13 protein-coding genes, 1 pseudogene and 1 riboswitch are annotated in these 17,950 nt (G+C 35.4%); of the genes and pseudogenes, 3 read left to right on the top strand and 11 right to left on the bottom strand.

Translation table 11 applies throughout. The features are described 5' to 3' along the window. Positions 1-276: 276 nt before the first annotated feature. From CQ058_RS23765 to rraA, 4 genes are all read right to left on the bottom strand, one after another. Positions 277-1,161 (bottom strand): energy-coupling factor transporter transmembrane component T, encoded by an 885-nt coding sequence (locus CQ058_RS23765; protein ID WP_012261282.1) that lies wholly within the window; start codon positions 1,159-1,161, stop codon positions 277-279. Between the two features lie 23 nt (positions 1,162-1,184). Beyond that, positions 1,185-2,012, bottom strand: coding sequence for a DUF4430 domain-containing protein (locus tag CQ058_RS23760; RefSeq protein ID WP_002190173.1), 828 nt, complete (start codon positions 2,010-2,012; stop codon positions 1,185-1,187). Positions 2,013-2,135: 123 nt separating this feature from the next. Continuing rightward, positions 2,136-4,028, bottom strand: coding sequence for a DUF4430 domain-containing protein (locus CQ058_RS23755; protein ID WP_105590010.1), 1,893 nt, complete (start codon positions 4,026-4,028; stop codon positions 2,136-2,138). A gap of 340 nt (positions 4,029-4,368) precedes the next feature. Further along, positions 4,369-4,848 carry a ribonuclease E activity regulator RraA gene (gene rraA / locus CQ058_RS23750; protein WP_002190176.1) on the bottom strand — a complete coding sequence of 160 codons (480 nt, stop codon included), beginning with the start codon at positions 4,846-4,848 and terminating at the stop codon, positions 4,369-4,371. Between the two features lie 199 nt (positions 4,849-5,047). On the opposite strand from rraA, the gene CQ058_RS23745 reads away from it, so the two are divergent. Next, complete coding sequence (locus CQ058_RS23745) at positions 5,048-6,478, top strand: YfcC family protein (protein WP_002142506.1); 1,431 nt, start codon at positions 5,048-5,050, stop codon at positions 6,476-6,478. Between the two features lie 142 nt (positions 6,479-6,620). On the opposite strand, the gene CQ058_RS23740 is transcribed toward CQ058_RS23745, so the two are convergent. From CQ058_RS23740 to ybaK, 4 genes and pseudogenes are all read right to left on the bottom strand, one after another. Next, positions 6,621-7,448 carry an endonuclease I family protein gene (locus CQ058_RS23740; RefSeq protein ID WP_002033283.1) on the bottom strand — a complete coding sequence of 276 codons (828 nt, stop codon included), beginning with the start codon at positions 7,446-7,448 and terminating at the stop codon, positions 6,621-6,623. 475 nt (positions 7,449-7,923) lie between these two features. After that, a complete protein-coding gene (locus CQ058_RS23735) occupies positions 7,924-8,805 on the bottom strand; it encodes a 5'-methylthioadenosine/S-adenosylhomocysteine nucleosidase (RefSeq protein WP_002190177.1) in 882 nt (293 codons plus the stop codon). A gap of 177 nt (positions 8,806-8,982) precedes the next feature. Continuing rightward, a riboswitch (purine riboswitch) is annotated at positions 8,983-9,086 on the bottom strand. 199 nt (positions 9,087-9,285) lie between these two features. Next, positions 9,286-10,011 (bottom strand): annotated as a pseudogene (locus tag CQ058_RS23730) (helix-turn-helix domain-containing protein); the annotation flags it as partial. 1,184 nt (positions 10,012-11,195) lie between these two features. After that, positions 11,196-11,672 carry a Cys-tRNA(Pro) deacylase gene (gene ybaK / locus CQ058_RS23720; protein ID WP_002142510.1) on the bottom strand — a complete coding sequence of 159 codons (477 nt, stop codon included), beginning with the start codon at positions 11,670-11,672 and terminating at the stop codon, positions 11,196-11,198. A 342-nt stretch (positions 11,673-12,014) separates the two neighbouring features. Here ybaK and CQ058_RS23715 point away from each other — a divergent pair, with 342 nt between their 5' ends. Then, complete coding sequence (locus CQ058_RS23715; protein ID WP_002142511.1) at positions 12,015-13,310, top strand: histidine--tRNA ligase; 1,296 nt, start codon at positions 12,015-12,017, stop codon at positions 13,308-13,310. Positions 13,311-13,469: 159 nt separating this feature from the next. On the opposite strand, the gene CQ058_RS23710 is transcribed toward CQ058_RS23715, so the two are convergent. Both CQ058_RS23710 and CQ058_RS23705 read right to left on the bottom strand, forming a co-directional pair. Further along, positions 13,470-13,751, bottom strand: coding sequence for a DUF1292 domain-containing protein (locus tag CQ058_RS23710; RefSeq protein WP_002013967.1), 282 nt, complete (start codon positions 13,749-13,751; stop codon positions 13,470-13,472). Between the two features lie 363 nt (positions 13,752-14,114). Beyond that, on the bottom strand, positions 14,115-15,167 hold the full coding sequence (locus CQ058_RS23705; protein ID WP_002190180.1) for a pyruvate kinase: 1,053 nt from the start codon (positions 15,165-15,167) through the stop codon (positions 14,115-14,117). A 253-nt stretch (positions 15,168-15,420) separates the two neighbouring features. Here CQ058_RS23705 and CQ058_RS23700 point away from each other — a divergent pair, with 253 nt between their 5' ends. Then, entirely contained in the window at positions 15,421-17,094 is a 1,674-nt protein-coding gene (locus CQ058_RS23700) for an alkaline phosphatase (RefSeq protein ID WP_002190181.1), read from the top strand. A gap of 84 nt (positions 17,095-17,178) precedes the next feature. Here CQ058_RS23700 and CQ058_RS23695 read toward each other — a convergent pair whose 3' ends face one another. Then, positions 17,179-17,859: an NAD(P)H-dependent oxidoreductase gene (locus CQ058_RS23695; RefSeq protein WP_002190182.1), complete on the bottom strand. Its 681-nt coding sequence runs from the start codon at positions 17,857-17,859 to the stop codon at positions 17,179-17,181. Positions 17,860-17,950 lie beyond the last annotated feature (91 nt).

Here is a 17,950-nt window from a genome sequence, read left to right as displayed (position 1 = left end):
CTTGTGATGTACTCTCGTCAGTTATACGAGATAGTCGTTGAACGTTCATCTTATCAATTTTAACTTAGATGATTCGATGCGGAAGACCCATTGTTCTAGTGTTTAGGATTTAACCTTGCACCATCTGATTGATTTTTTCTGCTTTCGCAACATTCACGCTCACCATTTCTAGCCACGTTGTAGTTCAATCAGCTTTAGGGATTGCCCGCAGTTAACCCTCACTACTAGCCAATCACTTGACTAGCAGGGCTTACTGCTATATTTAATTAACTTTAGTTATAATTGATTAAATAAATCGTAACAGTTAGTTACCCTTCCTTCCATCATAATTGGTAAACTAATAAACATCATAAATAATATAAACATAATTCCATCGTATTGCTGGAATAGTATTGATTCCACTTTCGGATAAATAATCAATTTCCCTCCGCCATAATAACTAAATATAAATGAAGTTATTAATAGAAAAACTAAATAACTTAGCGTATACAAATCACGTCTTTCCATTCTATATCGAATATATGTCGTACGTTTCGTTACACCAAACCCACGAGCTTGCATAGAATCTGCCGTTTGTAGTGCATCTTCTAACGAACAAACTAATAACACTTGCAGTAATTTCATTCCATTTTTTATACGCTCAATGAGTGAACCTGAATCTAATTGCACACCTTTCGTTTTTTGGACGAGTGTAATTTTCTTTAACCGCCTAATAAACAAAGGAACAAACCTCACTGTAATCATCGTTAACAATGCAACTTTCGGTGAAATTCTCGAAAACAAATATAAAAATTTATGACTCGAAATAATATCGTTATAAGAAGCAAATGTAAACATAATTGCAACTAATAATAATCCCATAACAAGTCCATACATACAGGCCTCAAGCTTAATCCGGCTATCTCCTAAATAAAATAACGTAGTCGCTCCTCTATGCGTTAATAAAGAGTTAAATAAAATAACCATCAAAAAGAATACGATAGTACTAGGTAACATCTTTCTGATTTTCTCACCATTTCCCTGTACTATATTTAAGATTACAATTAGTATAATCGCTCCAATTAAAAAAAGAGGATGAAGACACATCATACATAGTATCATCACCCCAATATAATAGAAAAAATTAACAAAAGGATGTAAAGAAGAAAAGCTTATTTTCATAGTCCTTTACCGAAGATCCTTTCCTATTTTAATACAAACACCCACTCGATTGTATCGCCTGGTTTTACTTTAACTACACCAGCACTATAGTTTGGAAAAGCACCGTTCACACGATATTTCCAGCCACTAGTAGCAGTAATATCTTTCTCGTATAAATCATTAATACCTTTTACATAAATATCACCTTTAGAGCCCATTGCATCAACCTCTAGTCCTGTACTCTGTAGCACACTGTAAACTGTGTCGCCTTCTTGTACATCAACCTTTTTCGCACCTAATAAGTATCCTTCATTTCCTTTTACGGAGATAGTGACTTGTTTCGATTGCGGTTTCGGTACTGGTACTGGTACTGGTTTTGGTGGTTCAGGAGTTGGTACTACCGGAGTCGGTATCGTTTTCTCCTCTTTATTCGGATCTTCCTTTTGCTCCTGCTTTGGTGTTTCTTTTGGCTGATTAACAACCTTTGCTTCTTCTTTTACTTCTGGTGCTTTCGGCTGCTGTGGTTTCTCTTCTTGTACTTTTTGTTGCTCTGGTTGTTTATTTGCAGCAGGCTGTTCCTTTGGTTTCTCTTCTTTCTTTACTTCAGGTTGTTCCTGCGCTTTTTCTTCTTTCGGTTTCTCTTCTACTTTTTGTTCTTGTTTATCTTTCTGCTCTTCTTGTGGTTTTTGTTCCGGTTCAGCTTGCTTCTCTTCCGGTTTCGGTACATCTTTTTGTTCTTCCTGTTTCGCTACTTCTTTTTGCTCTTCTTGCTTCGGTTCTGCCTTCTTCTCAGGTTTTACAGCCGTTTCTTCACATCCGGCTAATAATCCCAATGAAAGAACTAAAGAAATGAACCATTTCATCTTACTCATGCTGTCCCTCACCTTTCATATTAAAGTGAAACTTTAATGAGTGGAGATTTTGTTCATCCCCACTCATTATTAGCCCTCACTTTTATAATAAAATTAGGAGCAAATGATTGCTCCTAATTTTTGTTAAGCTGCTTTACGTCTCCATAATACATATGCAGAAGCGATACATAATACACCCATACCTACTTGTGTAGCTGCACTATGAGAAGATGCTCCTGTTTGTGGTAATTGATTCTTATTCTTGTTTGTTTCTTTATTAACTCGTTCGTTATCTACAACAACTTTTAGATTTTCATCTTTTGGTTGTTTTTGTAACTCTTCTTGTTGTTTCGGCTGTTCTACAACTTCTTTTTCTTCTACAGTTGTCTCTGGCTCTACAATTGGTTTCGTATCAATTTCATTCTCTACTACATTTGACCAATCATAAATCGATTTTCCAAGATCTTTAAACTGAAGTAACGCTAAAAATGCTTGCTCTGTAGCCATTCCGCTACCTTTTTGATCACTTGGTAACCATTTAAACTCACCATTTGGAAGCTGGTATGACATTAAATTTTGTACTGCTTTATTAAGACGATCGTGATCTACATCTTTAACTAGCGATAGTCCAATAATTGCTTGTGCAGTACTATTAGAATTCTCTTGTCCATCAGCGGTAAAACCACCATTACCTAGCTGCTGTTTGTATAAATAATCAACAGCTTTTTGAATAGCTGGCTTTACATCTGCTTGATCTTGATAAGGAGCTAATGCTGCTAATACCATACTTGTTACATCAACGTTACTAGCACTTTCTTTACTACTTGAACTATCATATGTCCAGCCACCGTCTGTATGCTGCGCTTGTAAAAGTGCTTGTACTAAAGCAGCTCGATTCCATTTTGCTTCGGCCGGAATCTCATATTTCTTTGTATCTAATGCAAGTAATGTAAATGCGTATCCTGTAACGGAATTCACTTTATCTGATTCAAATAAATTTTGTACTAAATTTTGTCCCTCTACCTTTGTAGGATCAACATTCATTGCATTCATCATAATAATCGTTCTAGCTAAATCTGTTGCTGAAAAACGATTTAAACGCTTCTTAACCTTTTCAGCTACTGGCTTAACATAGTTTATTTTCGTTTCAAGCGGAACATTTACACCTGAACGAGCAAGTCCAATCGCAACCCAATCACTACCAATTCCATCTTGTAACATCTTTTCTGATGTTTTAGAAATCGCTTCGTTTAATTGTGCTGCTGGAATTTCAACTTTCTCTTCCTTTGGTTGTTCTGTTACTTTATCTTCTGGTTTACCATCTGGCTTTTCTGTTTTCGGTTCTTCTGGCTTACCATCTGGCTTTTCTGTTTTCGGTTCTTCTGGTTTACCATCTGGCTTTTCTGTTTTCGGTTCTTCTGGCTTACCATCTGGCTTTTCTGTTTTCGGTTCTTCTGGTTTACCATCTGGCTTTTCTGTTTTCGGTTCTTCTGGCTTACCATCTGGCTTTTCTGTTTTCGGTTCTTCTGGTTTACCATCTGGCTTTTCTGTTTTCGGTTCCTCTGGTTTTGGCTCTTCTACAGTTTTACAAGTGCCAAATTTATCTAACGTTTGTTGCAACGTTTGTTGACTCATATTGCTCCAGTCTGCAACGTAACGAAATGCAACAACATCCCCAGACTCTAATTTATAACTATCCGCCCCAACTTCTGCAGATTTATCATTTACATCATACAACCAACCGCTCGTTGCTCCGGCCATTAATCCATCGATGCCCTTTATATACGTTCCAAATGACATACTTTCAGATGTTACTTTGTCACCCATAACTTTTTGTAGCAAACTAAAAGCTGTTTCTCCATCTTCAATGGAAACTTCTTTCGGACATAACATAATTCCTTTTTGTGATTCACCAATAATTGCAAGTTTCGCTGTCTTTCCTTCAGCAAACGTAATATGTACTGTATTCGCAAAAGAAACAAATACAAGTGCCACTGCCATTAATGATGTAAGCAGCCATTTCTTTAACATTGCCATCCCAAAATTCCCTCCCTTTACTAACATTCACACAAAAAAAGACCCTTTAAGGGTATGCGGTTGACACTCTCTTTTTGTAAGTGTCGAACAAAAATGTACAACACCTCCTACCCGCATTATTCGCGGCTATATTTGTATAGGAAAAATAATTTCGTTTATGAACGCACCATTGTGATAACATTCACTTTTCTAGGCACAACTTACTTCCATTTAAGTTATCGTAAAACGATAAACCTATACATTCTGTTAATTTTAAATTTCTGTATTATTTTACTATTGACAAAGAATTTTGTCCATGCTTTATCGGATTTATTTTCTAAGAATAGTAACTTACTAACCTTTAACGATGCAAACTCTTTTCACTAATAATGACGCCATCTTCATCCGCATACACATATTCATTTGGCTTCCATTCTACTTGTCCAAATTGCAATGAAATACCACGCTCTCCTTTTCCTTCTTTTATACTTCTATTTGGCATCGTCCCTAACGCTAAAATACCAATATCTATATTCTTTAGTTCACTAGAATCACGAACATATCCATTCACAATAATCCCCGCTAGCTTTCTTTCCTCCGCAATAGCTGCCAAATTATCACCAAGTAACGCACAATTCGTAGACGCTCCGCCATCAACAACTAATACCGTTCCTTCTGGTAATGTTTGCAATCCTTCCTTCACTAGTACATTATCATCCTTCACTTTTACCGTTGCGATTTTCCCATAGAATTGTTTTTTCTTCCCGAAAGACCGAAAAGACTGGCGACATATTTGTAATTCCTTTTCAAATTCATCACATAGATCCGTAGTTTTCCACATCTCTTTCCCTCTTTTCTTTTCCTTTTATATTACATATTCTTGGATTTTTTTCGTTTCCCTGTCTAATGCTGCAAGAATTTGTATGTGCAGAAAAAGGATAGAAAAACTATTGCCTTAAGAAGCCACCTTTATTATAATCTATTTCACAGATAAATTTCAGAATATTAAAAATTAACCAGGTGAAAAAGGAGGGGGTTTTATGCAATTACAGACCGAGGTAAAAAAACAGCCGAGTAAACGAAAGTTTAAAATGCCTGACGCGTACGTACTACTATTTTTTATTGCTTTACTTTGTGCAATAGCTACATATTTCGTTCCTGCTGGAGAATTTAAAAGAGTCACAAACGGTACTGTTACAACGACAATACCAGGAAGTTATCATTCTGTTCCACAATCGCCGGTAGGGTTTGTTTCTTTTTTTACCGCTATTGAAAAAGGAATGACACTTGCTGCTCCTATCATCTTCTTAATTTTATTTACAGGTGGAGCCATTGCAATTCTTGAAAAAACAGGTGCTCTTGACGGTTTAATCTATCATGTAATTAACAAATTTCGGAATCAGCAATTACTTTTCATTTGCATTGTCGCCGCACTCTTTTCTATTCTCGGAACGACTGGTATTATCGTGAACTCAGTTATCGGCTTTATCCCCATCGGCATCATCGTTGCACGCACATTAAAATGGGACGCTATCGTCGGCGTAGCAATTATTTATTTAGGCACTTATGCTGGTTTTAATGCTACTATTTTATCTCCCTCACCTTTAGGCATTTCACAAAAAATCGCAGAACTCCCGATGTTTTCAGGAATTGGTTTACGTACGGCAATTTATATCTCTTTTTTAATTGCTACCGTTTTGTATATTAATTGGTATGTAAAACGCTTAAAAAAATCGAATAAAGGAAGCATACTCGGAGATAACTGGTTTCCAAGTAATGCTCTTTCAAGTGAGAAAGAAACAGAGAAAACAGAAGTTCCTTGGACAATACGTCATAAATTAATTTTACTCGTTTCAGCTTTATCATTAATTGCATTTTTAATAGGCGCTTTTCGTCTACATTGGACGGACGCAGAAATGACCGCTACTTTTATATTCATAGCAATTACAGCGGGAATAATAGGTGGTATGAAAGCAAACGATATCGCTTCTACTTTTCTAGCAGGCTGCCAAAATCTCATATACGGTGCTTTGATCGTCGGAATGGCTCGTTGTATTTCAGTCATTTTAGAACAAGGCAAATTACTTGATACAATCGTTAATCAACTCGCACAGTCTCTCGAAGGACATAGCCCTGTATTTGGCGTTCTCGGCATGTATGTAAGTAGTGCCGCATTACATTTCCTCATTTCATCCGGGACAGGAGAATCTGTTATTTTCATTCCGATATTAGCTCCATTAGCCGATTTCATGCATATTACACGCCAAGTTACAGTACAGGCTGTTATGCTTGGAGAAGGTGTAGTGAACTGCCTCAATCCAACTTCCGGTGTTTTAATGGGCGTTCTCGCAGCGAGCGGCATTTCTTATGGAAAATGGATTCGCTTCATGGCTCCACTTGCATTCATTTGGTTTATCATTGGACTTATTTTTCTTATTGTTGGCGTGAATATTGAGTGGGGACCGTATTAAAAGAATCATATTATACTTAACTTAATAAAATATCTATTCTATTCTCCAATCCTATAAAAATCACTTATTCTAGTATAGATATAAACAGGGATTGATCATAGTGATCAATCCCTTCTCTCAAAGCAAAATACCTTTAAATATTTTAATTCCAAATTTTATTTACCCATTCAGGATGATCAATAAAAGGATTGCGATTATGTTGATATTTCGTAAAAATCACTTCATTACGCTTTCGCTCTAAATCATCGACAGGGTCTTGTTCATTCCATTTTAGTAAAACGGATAGTTTACCCATGTATGGATCTTTATTGTTATTCACCTTTTCATTTAATTCTAAGTCTATTTCGCCGTTGTCTCCTTCATAACGAACAGCCATGTAAAATAGCATTCTAGCGATATCTCCTTTTACACTATCACGAGGTTCCCAAGAATCACTATCGTACTTACATTCTGTCGCTTCTGAATGATTCACACCACCATTATCAAAATCCAGATTTCCACGTGAGCTATTTACAGATACATCCGTCGCTCTTAAATGATGCAAATCTGTTCCAGCTCCTGCAGTCGTTCCAAAATCACCGTGTGATTTTGCCCAAACATGCTCTCGGTTCCAATTATCAACTCCTGAACCATTCGTAAGTTTCCCTTGCGAACGCCCAGTATATAAGAGTAGCACATTGTTTTTATTATTTGGATCTTCATCAGTATCTCTTAGTGCTTCCCAAACCGCACTGTATGATAACTTTGTATGATCATCAATAATATTATGAAGTTCCTTCTTTAATTCTAAACCCATTTTTCCTATTGCATTATTATAATATGTATCGTCATAGCTTTTTACAATAATCTCTTGTGGTGATGCAGAAGCTACTTCACCGTGTATGATATCTGTGAATGATAGAGATGCAGTACCTAAAATAAAAAATGAAGATAGTGTAACCATAGCAAGCCTTGTATTTCTAAACTTCATATACCCATTTCCCCTTTAAAATATAATTTGAAGCTATTAACTAAAAAATGCTTTCTAGCCCCCAAAAACTTTTAGAAAGCCATACCCATCCTTTTCTTTTTATTTAATACAAAACTCTATTGAGTCTGTATTATTTCCACGCTTTTTGTTTATCTACTTTTCACAAGGAATATCCTTCTCTAGTAAAGATTATTAAAATATTCTTTACAATTAAAAAGTAGTTTAATGTTAACTTATAAATTTCAATTTTTTTATGCAATTATGCATATTTGATAAATCGTTCGACTTTTCTTTTTTCTATAACTGTCTTTATTTTTTGGTGTAAAACCCTTCTTCCTCTGTAGAATAAGTACAAAAATAGATTGGATACCATGTAAGGCACCAATCTATTTTAATTAAAGAAACTTTGGTAATTCTGAGTTCACAACACATTGTGAAGTAATGATAACATTTTTATATTGAGACAGAACTACTACTATTTATTTGGTATCGAATCTATATACTTTTTAACTACTTCATATACATATTCTTGATTTGCCGCCGCTGTATTTGGATTGTATTTTCCGCCGTTTGTTTTATTGTTAGATAATACTCGAATCCCTAAAAATGGTACGTCATAAGCTTTTGCGATTTGCGCTGCTGCTGCACCTTCCATTTCTTCTACAGATGTACCGTATTTTGTATGGAACCATTTAATTCTATCAACTTCATTATTCCAAACGTCTGCTGAACCTATAGTACCTTCGACCACTTTACCTTTTGTATATTTATCTTTCACTGCATTAGCTGCTGCAAGTAAATCCTTATCTCCCTCGTAGTATCGGATTTTCTCAGCATTTGGATCTTCTCCTGCACTCCCTTCAGAAGCCATCAGGTCCATAGATATCCATTTTTCCGGTTCAATTCCTTGGTTCTCATTCATATTTGTTGTTTTTAGTGAACCTATATTCGCGACTTGTTTTCCTAACACAATATCAAATACGTTTAAATTAGGATCATGTCCACCTGATGTTCCTTGGTTAATAATCGCTATAGGCTTATATTTTTCAATAGCCACTGCTGTAGCGGCTGCTGTATTTTCCATTCCTTTACCTGTTTTCGCAACGATTACAGGATAATTGTCTACAGTTCCTTTATAAAATACGAAACTCCCAGATTTTTCTTCTTTCACATTTTTTAACCTTTTTGCAAATTTTTCAGCTTCTATTGGCATTGGGCCTTGAATTAAGATAGGGTTTTGAGTGCTTTTTGCCTCTGCTGCTTGTTTTGGACTAGCATTACATCCTGCAAGTATTGAGAATGATAATGCGATAGTAGTTGCTAGGGCACCATATTTTTTTAACAGATTTTTCTTCATAAATAATCTCTCCTCTTTCTCTTGTTGTTTTCTATACTCGATGTTTTGGTCCAAAGAAAAAAGCTCTAGAAATTGTAGAAAAATCTCTACTTTCTAGAACTACGGTAGTCAAAGTTAATTAAGCAAAAGATGAGGCCAATGCTAAATTATAGAACGGTAGCGGCTCAATACAGAAAGCGACCGAATACTTTAACCCGTAGTCCAGTTCTTTCATTGGGAACTAGGTAGAAACGCTCGGACCATATTACCGAGTATATACGAGTGATGTTATTTAAAATTATTATATTGGTAATATAACAAACTTTTAGTGTATACGCAATCTAAAAGTGAACATTTTTAATAAAAATAATAAAAATGTTCGTTTTTACAACTTAAATAGTTAGAATTTATCATTCCTAAATGGATAACGACGCTAAAAAACTCACAACCCATATACTAAACTAGATTAACCTACAACAACCGATCTTTTACAGACAATTACTCTACCTTTTCAGCGTTTGAGGCATGTACTACTACATAATTCGGTATTGTCGCAACGAGTTGTATTAACTGTTGATACATACTAATTTGCATCATTTCATTCGCCTTTTCAGCATTTCCAAACATTTGATACGCCTGCGCAATTAGATCTTCCTCTGGAAAGTTAGGACGTATCGTTTCGCCAAGTAATTGAAGCACCTCATTTGGTCTATTGAGTATAAGATAGCAAGTTGCTTTAAACGATACCGCCTCTTTCACAAGAGAAACATCTACACTTTCTCCCTGCACTCGGCTAAAGAGATACATTGCCTCTTCTAAAATTTCAATTCTTCTATCCATATCCTCTGTTAACATGTGGTGATTAATAAAAAGTAGCCCCATTTGAATTAATAATGGAAAACAAGAATAATATTTTTTTGTCACTTCCCTGCACTCCATCATTACTTCATCAAACGGTTCTTCACTAAAAGCTTCCGCTAGTCTATGATATAAATTTTTAATATCTTCCTGTTCCATTTGCAGTGTATAACAGATTAATTCATCTATACTTATGTTAAAGTACGATGCTAACAGTGGCACAAATGTAATATCCGGATAACTCTGCCCAGTCTCCCATTTGGAAACAGATGCTTTCGTAATACCGATATACGCCGCTAACTCTTCCTGTGTAATTCCTTTTTCTTTTCTCTTATCCGCAATGATTTTATGAATATGAATTTCTCTCACTGTATCACCTCATACTTTTATTATATGTACTTTATTTCACACAAAATATAGATTTTAAGTCGACTTTCGTTAACAAAATCAACTGTTAGGAAACATCTCTCTAAAATAAAAGAAGCTCCAAATTTTATTATATTTAGGTCATAGATATTAAACTTAATAAAATCAAAGGCAGGAACATATTTGATATGTTCCTGCCTTTGATTTGTGGGGTACCGATACATAGCCATCTAGCTAAGATTTTGAAGTGCTTCAAAATCAAAAATTTCATCTCACCACAGTTTTCTATGAGAATCTAGTGAACAGCTTATTTACATAATTTTCGTTAGCGGAAGTCAAAATGTTACGTTACAATGATTACAATAGGGGGCAAAATTTCCTCTCCTAATTTTCCTACCGCATTTTGGACAAGTTACCACTCGACTTTCACTTGTTTGAAGTTCTATCTTACTTATTGCTATTACTCGTAAGGCAGCCATCCCTCCTATTAGAAGAAGCGTAATGAGCATTTCCATTTTTCTTGTTCTCCTTTCTTTTCATTACAGTTACCTCTAATTATTTTCTAAGAGGTTTTGTGATTTTACATTTTTCCGATGCTTACGCAGATGTAACGAACCCATCAATAAATTGCTTAGACTTAATGCTATGAGTACCCATGTAATTGCTTTTCTTATACCTTCTACATATTGTCCATACGCAACTTATCCAGAAGCCACGGCTAGCATGAAACATGAAATACTCATCCATAAATGATTGACCTGTCTTTTCATGATGAAATCTCTACCTTTTTTCCTTATTGTACCATTTCGAAAAAGTGATGTGCGGTGTTTTTTGGATTGTATATTCCATACAAGTATAGTTAACATAACGTCCTATTATCGGTAGCAAGGAAAAAGAAGAACCCTGCTCTCACAAGGGAACCTTCTTTTTTAGTTCTATGAATCTATACATTTTTTTATACATTCCTATCCTGGCACGGTTTTAGGGTTCTTGTTTGTTACTGGATTAGCCAAACAAATGATTAAAATTACACACCCATATTATACTGATTAAACTAAAAATTCAATCTCTTTTTATTTCATTCATTATGTAAATAAAAAAGGATAATCCGCCCTCATAATGGACTAATTATCCTATAAATCTTTATCTAAATTTAATAAAATTAGAACTTCTTTTCCTATGTATACTTATTTCGTTATTTCACCAAACTGCGCTCTCGTCACTTTCGCCAAGTCATCAACTTTAAGCTCAATTTGTACTCCAATTTTCCCGCCACTTACAATGATCGTTTCAAGCGATTGAGCACTCGCATCAATACATGTAGAAAATAACTTCTTCATTCCTACTGGTGAACAACCGCCGCGAATATACCCTGAAACTTTCGTAATATCTTTAACAGGAATCATTTCTATCTTCTTTTCACCGACCGCCTTTGCGGCTGCTTTTAAATTTAGTTCCTCATCTACTGGGATAATGAACACATGATAATCCTTACTATTCCCTTGAGCGACAAGTGTTTTATATACTTCTCTCACTTCTCTACCAATTTTCCCAGCAACTGATACGCCATCAATTTTCCCATCGTCCGGATCATATGACATCATCGAATATTCAATTTTTTCTTTATCTAATATTCGCATCGCATTTGTTTTATCTTTTTTCATAGTGTTCTCCTTAAAAAGTTATTTCATATTATTAAGTTTTCTTTTATTATACACTCTTTTCAATTTCTCCTACATAACTTCACGTATTCTTCAAAACTGAAAATATTGATATTTCCAAATTCATCTGATATAATTTGAAAAAACTTATGTTAAGGAGAGATTTTTAATGCGAACTTTTAATACTTCTTTCCAACTTCATCATCATACGTAACGCCGTGTATCCGAAGAAAAATTTTTCTTCGTGGGTACAGGGCTTTTCCTGTTGACCCACGAAGCGTTCATAAAGCTATGTGGGTATTTTTATACCCGCATAGCTTTTTTTAATTTAAAAGAGGAGTGATTATGGTGGAAATGAAAAATGTAAAAGGGACAAAAGACTATTTACCAGAGGAACAAGTACTACGAAATAAAATTAAAAGAGCTTGTGAAGATACGTTTGAACGTTATGGCTGTAAACCGTTAGAGACACCAACGTTAAATATGTATGAGCTTATGTCTTACAAGTACGGTGGTGGCGATGAAATTTTAAAAGAAATATATACACTTAAGGATCAAGGAAAACGCGATCTTGCCTTACGTTATGATTTAACAATTCCATTCGCAAAAGTCGTGGCGATGAATCCGAACATCCGCCTACCCTTTAAACGCTATGAAATTGGGAAAGTATTTCGAGATGGGCCAATTAAACAAGGCAGATTCCGTGAGTTCATTCAATGTGACGTTGATATAGTCGGTGTAGAATCAGTCATGGCGGAAGCTGAACTCATGAGCATGGCGTTTGAGCTGTTCCGAACGTTAAACTTAGAAGTAACGATCCAATATAATAACCGAAAATTGTTAAACGGTATTCTCCAGTCTATTAACATCCCTACTGAACTAACGAGTGACGTAATTTTATCATTGGATAAAATCGAAAAGATTGGGATTGATGGTGTACGAAAAGATGTATTGGAGCGCGGGATTACTGTAGAAATGGCCGATACAATATGTAATACTGTTTTATCTTGCCTAAAGCTCCCTATAGCCGACTTTAAAGACACTTTCAATAATACACTTGTCGCCGATGGAGTAGAGGAACTACAACAACTACAGCAATACTTACTCGCTCTCGGAATAAATGAAAATACGATATTCAATCCGTTTTTAGCAAGAGGACTCACAATGTATACAGGCACTGTGTATGAAATCTTTCTAAAAAATGGCACGATTACATCTAGCATCGGTAGCGGCGGTCGATACGATAATATTATCGGAGCATTCCGTGGTGATAATATGAACTATCCAACAGTCGGTATTTCATTCGGATTAGATGTCATTTATACAGCTCTATCACAGAAAACAACAACATCATCTACAGCAGATCTTTTTATCATTCCACTCGGGACAGAATTACAATGTTTACAAATCGCCCAGCAATTGCGTTCTACTACTTCCTTAAAAATCGAACTTGAACTAGCTGGACGTAAATTGAAACGTGCCCTTAATTATGCAAATAAAGAAAATATCCCGTATGTGCTAATAATTGGTGAAGAGGAACTATCTACAGAAACAGTTGTATTGCGTAATATGAAGGAAGGTACTGAAGTGAAGATTCCCCTCTCTTCCTTGGAAAATAACACATTTAATAACTATATATAATAAGCGCCACCCTCATTTGGGTGGTTTTTCTAGTGCATAAATAAAGAGTCATTCAGTTTACATAATATAATTATTGATTTCTATAAATGTAATTTTCAACCATATACAAAAAAAGAGGGCAGATATGCATCTCCCTCTTTTTTCTAACTCTTTTTATTATTATTCTTGTTCTTGCTCGTCCATAATCTTCTCGAACGCCGCAGATACTTTTTCAAATTCCTCGTCATTCTCTATGTATGAGAATTCATTATCTTCTTCTACTTTTAAAAAGAAGATATCAATGTCTTCCTCAGTTTCTGTTTGAATGTCTTCTACAAAGGCAACTGCAATGTATTCTGCACCTTCGACATCCATCGCTCCAAGCACTTCAACTTCCTGTTCTTCATTATTCTCATCGGTAAGACTAAAAATTTCGCCTACTTCAATTGCTTCCATATTCATTCTCCTCCTATCATACTCTAAAAAATAAAACGTTCAAATTGCACACTTACTAACATATCTTTCCATAAAAAAGTTGAATTCATACAGAAAGAACAACAAATTCTTGCTGATTCAGCAAAAGTATTCAACTATAAGGATATCATTTATGAATAGGAATGAACATATTTTAAATGAGATAATTGGATTAATTAATTTAAAATCCTTCTTTAGATTTCCGAAAGACCTCCATGTTCCATAATGATTCTTTCATATAGGCAGCTGGAATGCCACCTTTCAATCTGTAAGTAAATACTAAAATAGCACCTCCTATCCTGATTCCTTTCCGTACGTTTTTAGGATGAGAGATAAATCCTTCTATATAAACTAAAGAGACTTATGCAGCAATTCCAATACATCTTTCATCGCAAAAGGACCGTCTTTTTTTACATGCTCAGCGAATTCAGAAACGAGACATAATGTTTTCACACTTTCGATTGGATGCTCTCCTGACGCACTTTCAGCAGAAAGCATAACAGCATTCGTCCCGTCCAGTACAGCTTGAAATACATCTGTCACCTCAGCTCTTGTAGGAATAGAATGATCTACCATAGATTGAAGCATTTGTGTCGCTGTAATGACATATGTATTCGTTCGATTGCACTCACGAATCATCATTTTTTGCAAAAGCGGAATAAATTGATACGGCAATTCCACACCTAAATCTCCCCTTGCGATCATAATGCCATCCGCTTCTTTGCATATGTCTTGAAAATTCTCGATTGCTTCCATCGTTTCTATTTTTGCAATTAAATTAGGAGATGTTTCTTTATGTTCATGTATAAAACTTCGTATTTCCTTTATATGACTAGGTTTTCGAACGAAAGAACACGCAATAAAATCAACTTCCTCTTCTAGAAGAAATTGAATATCTTTTTTATCTTTCTCCGTAATAGCTGGCAAACCAACAATTGTACCTGGTAAGTTCACCCCTTTATGAGAGGAAATATTGCCACCTGTTTTTATTCTCGTTTCTATTTTGTCCGTACTTACCTTTTCAACAATTAATTCAACTTCTCCATCATTAATAAGAATTCTACTTCCAACTTTCACGTCATTCGCGATCCCTACATAATCAACACTTGCTTCTTCTTTATTCCCTTGAACTGGATTGGTATGTAAAGTAAATAACTCCCCTGCTTCAAGTGTAATTTGTTCCTCTTTCATTTCACCCAATCTTATTTTAGGACCTTGTACATCCCCTAGAATTTTAATAGAATCGTCTAACGATTTTACTAAACGAATGATGTCTTTATGACTTTCATGCGTACCATGTGATAAATTTAACCGAACAATTTTCATACCATTGTTTATTAACTGCGCTAACGTTTCTTCATTATTACTCGCTGGCCCAATTGTACAAACTCGATCAATTGTCATGTCCCCACCATCCTTTTTTAAATGTTTCCCATAAAATAAAGAGAAGATTCTTTTTATAGGAAAGACCATGTAACTAAGGGTGCAAAGAAGTTTTATATGAGGAGAATATTTTGCTGAAGAAGTAGCTTAAATTTAACTTTTCGACTCCATAGTTATTGTTAGTTTCGTTGCAATGGGGTACTACTAATAATAAATCTTGTTTACATACGAACGTTAGATTTGGATATCGAAAACGACCTATGGAGGAACCACAATGACTACTCTTCGAAAAAAAATAATGGGACTAACATTAGCGGGAACGATAGCACTATTTACATTAGCAACAGGAATCATAATGAACGATAATGAGGTAAAAGCTGAGGTGAAAAAAGCAGGAAAGCAACCTAAAAATGTGATTTTCATGGTTATAGATGGGACAAGTTCTTCTGCTACAACATTAGCCCGCTGGTATAAAGGTTCACCTCTTGCGCTAGATCAAATTGTATCCGGAGGTGTTCGTACGTATTCCGCAGAATCAGCTATTACGGACTCTGCACCAGCAGCCACAGCTTTAGCGACAGGAAATAAATCAAATTCAGGCTACGTGGGCGTATTACCTTCTGTTGTGAATTCACCTGGCTTAGAACCAGTGAAAGAAGAATGCAAGTTTCGTCCAGTTGCCAACGTCTTAGAAGGCGCAAAACGTTCCGGCCGCGCGACAGGAATCATTGCTACATCAGAAATTCAACATGCTACTCCTGCTAGTTTCTCTGCCCACCACGTTAACCGTAAAGATTTCGAAGTACTTGGTGAACAGCAAGTTTATCAAAATATAGAAGTTGTATTAGGTGGTGGAAAAGCAGCACTTCAGCCTACGACAAGCAACGGAATTCGTAAAGACAACGAAGATTTAGTAAAAGTGATTCAAGACAAAGGGTATGACTTTGTCGAAACAAAAGATGCGTTATTAAACTCCAAATCAAAGAAAATCTGGGGTTCTTTCTCTAATACTGCCCTTGCGTTCGATATGGATCGTAGAATAACCAATCCTAAGCAGCCAACTCTTTCCCAGATGACGAGAAAAGCAATTCAAACATTATCAAAAGATAAAGATGGTTTCTTCTTATTTGTAGAAGGTAGTAAGGCAGATTGGGCAGCACATGCAAATGACCCAATCGGGATGATTAGCGATGTATTGGCATTTGATGATGCAGTTACAGAAGCATTAGAATTTGCGAAGAAAGACGGTAACACTATGGTCATTGCATTAGCGGATCATGGTAATAGCGGTATTTCCATTGGCAACAGCAATACCACAAAAGGATATGATACCACACCAGTATCAGCTTACATTGCCCCACTGAAAAAGGCGAAAATGACACTTGAGGGTGCTACAAATAAACTAAAAGATGATTTATCTAATATAAAAGAGATCGCTGCACTTTACGGTTTAGACGACCTAACTGATAATGAAAAAGAGCTGTTAAAAGCTGCACAAAAGAAAACTGATGTAGGTCCAATCCTTACTAAATTATTGGCCAACCGTGCGAACATCGGTTTTACAACTGGTGGTCATACGGGTGAAGATGTATTCTTATACTCTTACGGTCCTCAAAAGCCATACGGTTTAGTCCAAAATACAGACATTGCGAAAATAATGGCCAAAGCAATGGGCTTTCAATTAGAAGAATTATCTAAGAAATTATTCTTAGATGCTGAAACATCCTTTAAACAAATTGGTGCAACTGTAACGATTGACAAAAAAGATGTACGAAACCCGGTGCTTGTAGTAAAACGCAATAATACGGAGGCCAAATTGTTTGTTAATAAAAACATTATATATATTGGTGGGAAAGATTATGAATTAGGAGGCATCGTTGTAGAAAGCAACGAGAAATTCTATGTACCTGAAAAAGCACTTCAACTATTCACAAAGCATTCTCGCTAAATTTAAAAACAGACATAAAAAAACGCTATCCTTTCTATAGAAAGGGTAGCGTTTTTTTCGTTATATGGATACAAATTTATCTTATTAAATCCATTCAACAATAGTATCCATAGTTTGTCTTGTTTTATTAAATTTTGGTTCTCCTTTACGGTATCCAAATGCAACCATAACTGATACCTCAAGATTATCATCTTTTAAAATTCCTTCTTGACGAAGTAAAGAATCTACTTTTTCTTTATCGAATCCTTCCATTGGACAAGAATCAATACCGATTTGAGCTGCACTAGTCATCATATTAGCTAAAGCAATATAAGATTGCTTCGATGACCAATCAAATACAGCACGTTCGTAGTCTAACAATTTAAAATCCGATTCTTGGAATTTTTTGAAGAATTCATATCTCATCTGTTGAGCTTCTTCAGGCAATCCAATAATATCTTTCATCATGTGCTGAATATACTCTGCATCATAGTGCATATCTTTGATGGTTCTTGAAAGAACAATGACAAAATGACTTGCTGTTGAAAGCTGCCCACCTGCTCCCCATGAATATGGTAATAGTTTTTCTCTTAATTCTTTATTTTGTACCACAATAAATTTCCAAGGCTCATATCCAAAAGAAGAAGGAGATAATCTTCCTGTTTCTAAAATAAATTTAAAATCATCTTCTGAAATTTTCTTCATAGGATCAAATTCTTTACATGCATGTCTAAAGTTAAAAGCCTCAATAATTTTTTGTTTTGTATTTTGTTTTGTGTTAGTCATAAAAGATCCCCTTTTCATTAAATTATTATTTAACCAAATTATATTTTTAAAGTAACAATGATACAAGTACGCACATTTATGTGCTATAGTA

Source organism: Bacillus sp. MYb56, assembly GCF_002976445.1.
Taxonomy (GTDB): Bacteria; Bacillota; Bacilli; order Bacillales; family Bacillaceae_G; genus Bacillus_A; species Bacillus_A mycoides.
Note: the sequence above shows the minus strand (reverse complement) of the source record. Positions and strands in the feature narration are given on the sequence as shown.

Excerpts from the sequence above, each read along its gene's own strand:
- CQ058_RS23765 (WP_012261282.1), bottom strand. The coding sequence starts at position 1,161 with ATGAAAATAAGCTTTTCTTCTTTACATCCTTTTGTTAATTTTTTCTAT.
- CQ058_RS23760 (WP_002190173.1), bottom strand. The coding sequence starts at position 2,012 with ATGAGTAAGATGAAATGGTTCATTTCTTTAGTTCTTTCATTGGGATTA.
- CQ058_RS23755 (WP_105590010.1), bottom strand. The coding sequence starts at position 4,028 with ATGGCAATGTTAAAGAAATGGCTGCTTACATCATTAATGGCAGTGGCA.
- rraA (WP_002190176.1), bottom strand. The coding sequence starts at position 4,848 with ATGTGGAAAACTACGGATCTATGTGATGAATTTGAAAAGGAATTACAA.
- CQ058_RS23745 (WP_002142506.1), top strand. The coding sequence starts at position 5,048 with ATGCAATTACAGACCGAGGTAAAAAAACAGCCGAGTAAACGAAAGTTT.
- CQ058_RS23740 (WP_002033283.1), bottom strand. The coding sequence starts at position 7,448 with ATGAAGTTTAGAAATACAAGGCTTGCTATGGTTACACTATCTTCATTT.
- CQ058_RS23735 (WP_002190177.1), bottom strand. The coding sequence starts at position 8,805 with ATGAAGAAAAATCTGTTAAAAAAATATGGTGCCCTAGCAACTACTATC.
- ybaK (WP_002142510.1), bottom strand. The coding sequence starts at position 11,672 with ATGAAAAAAGATAAAACAAATGCGATGCGAATATTAGATAAAGAAAAA.
- CQ058_RS23715 (WP_002142511.1), top strand. The coding sequence starts at position 12,015 with ATGGTGGAAATGAAAAATGTAAAAGGGACAAAAGACTATTTACCAGAG.
- CQ058_RS23710 (WP_002013967.1), bottom strand. The coding sequence starts at position 13,751 with ATGAATATGGAAGCAATTGAAGTAGGCGAAATTTTTAGTCTTACCGAT.
- CQ058_RS23705 (WP_002190180.1), bottom strand. The coding sequence starts at position 15,167 with ATGACAATTGATCGAGTTTGTACAATTGGGCCAGCGAGTAATAATGAA.
- CQ058_RS23700 (WP_002190181.1), top strand. The coding sequence starts at position 15,421 with ATGACTACTCTTCGAAAAAAAATAATGGGACTAACATTAGCGGGAACG.
- CQ058_RS23695 (WP_002190182.1), bottom strand. The coding sequence starts at position 17,859 with ATGACTAACACAAAACAAAATACAAAACAAAAAATTATTGAGGCTTTT.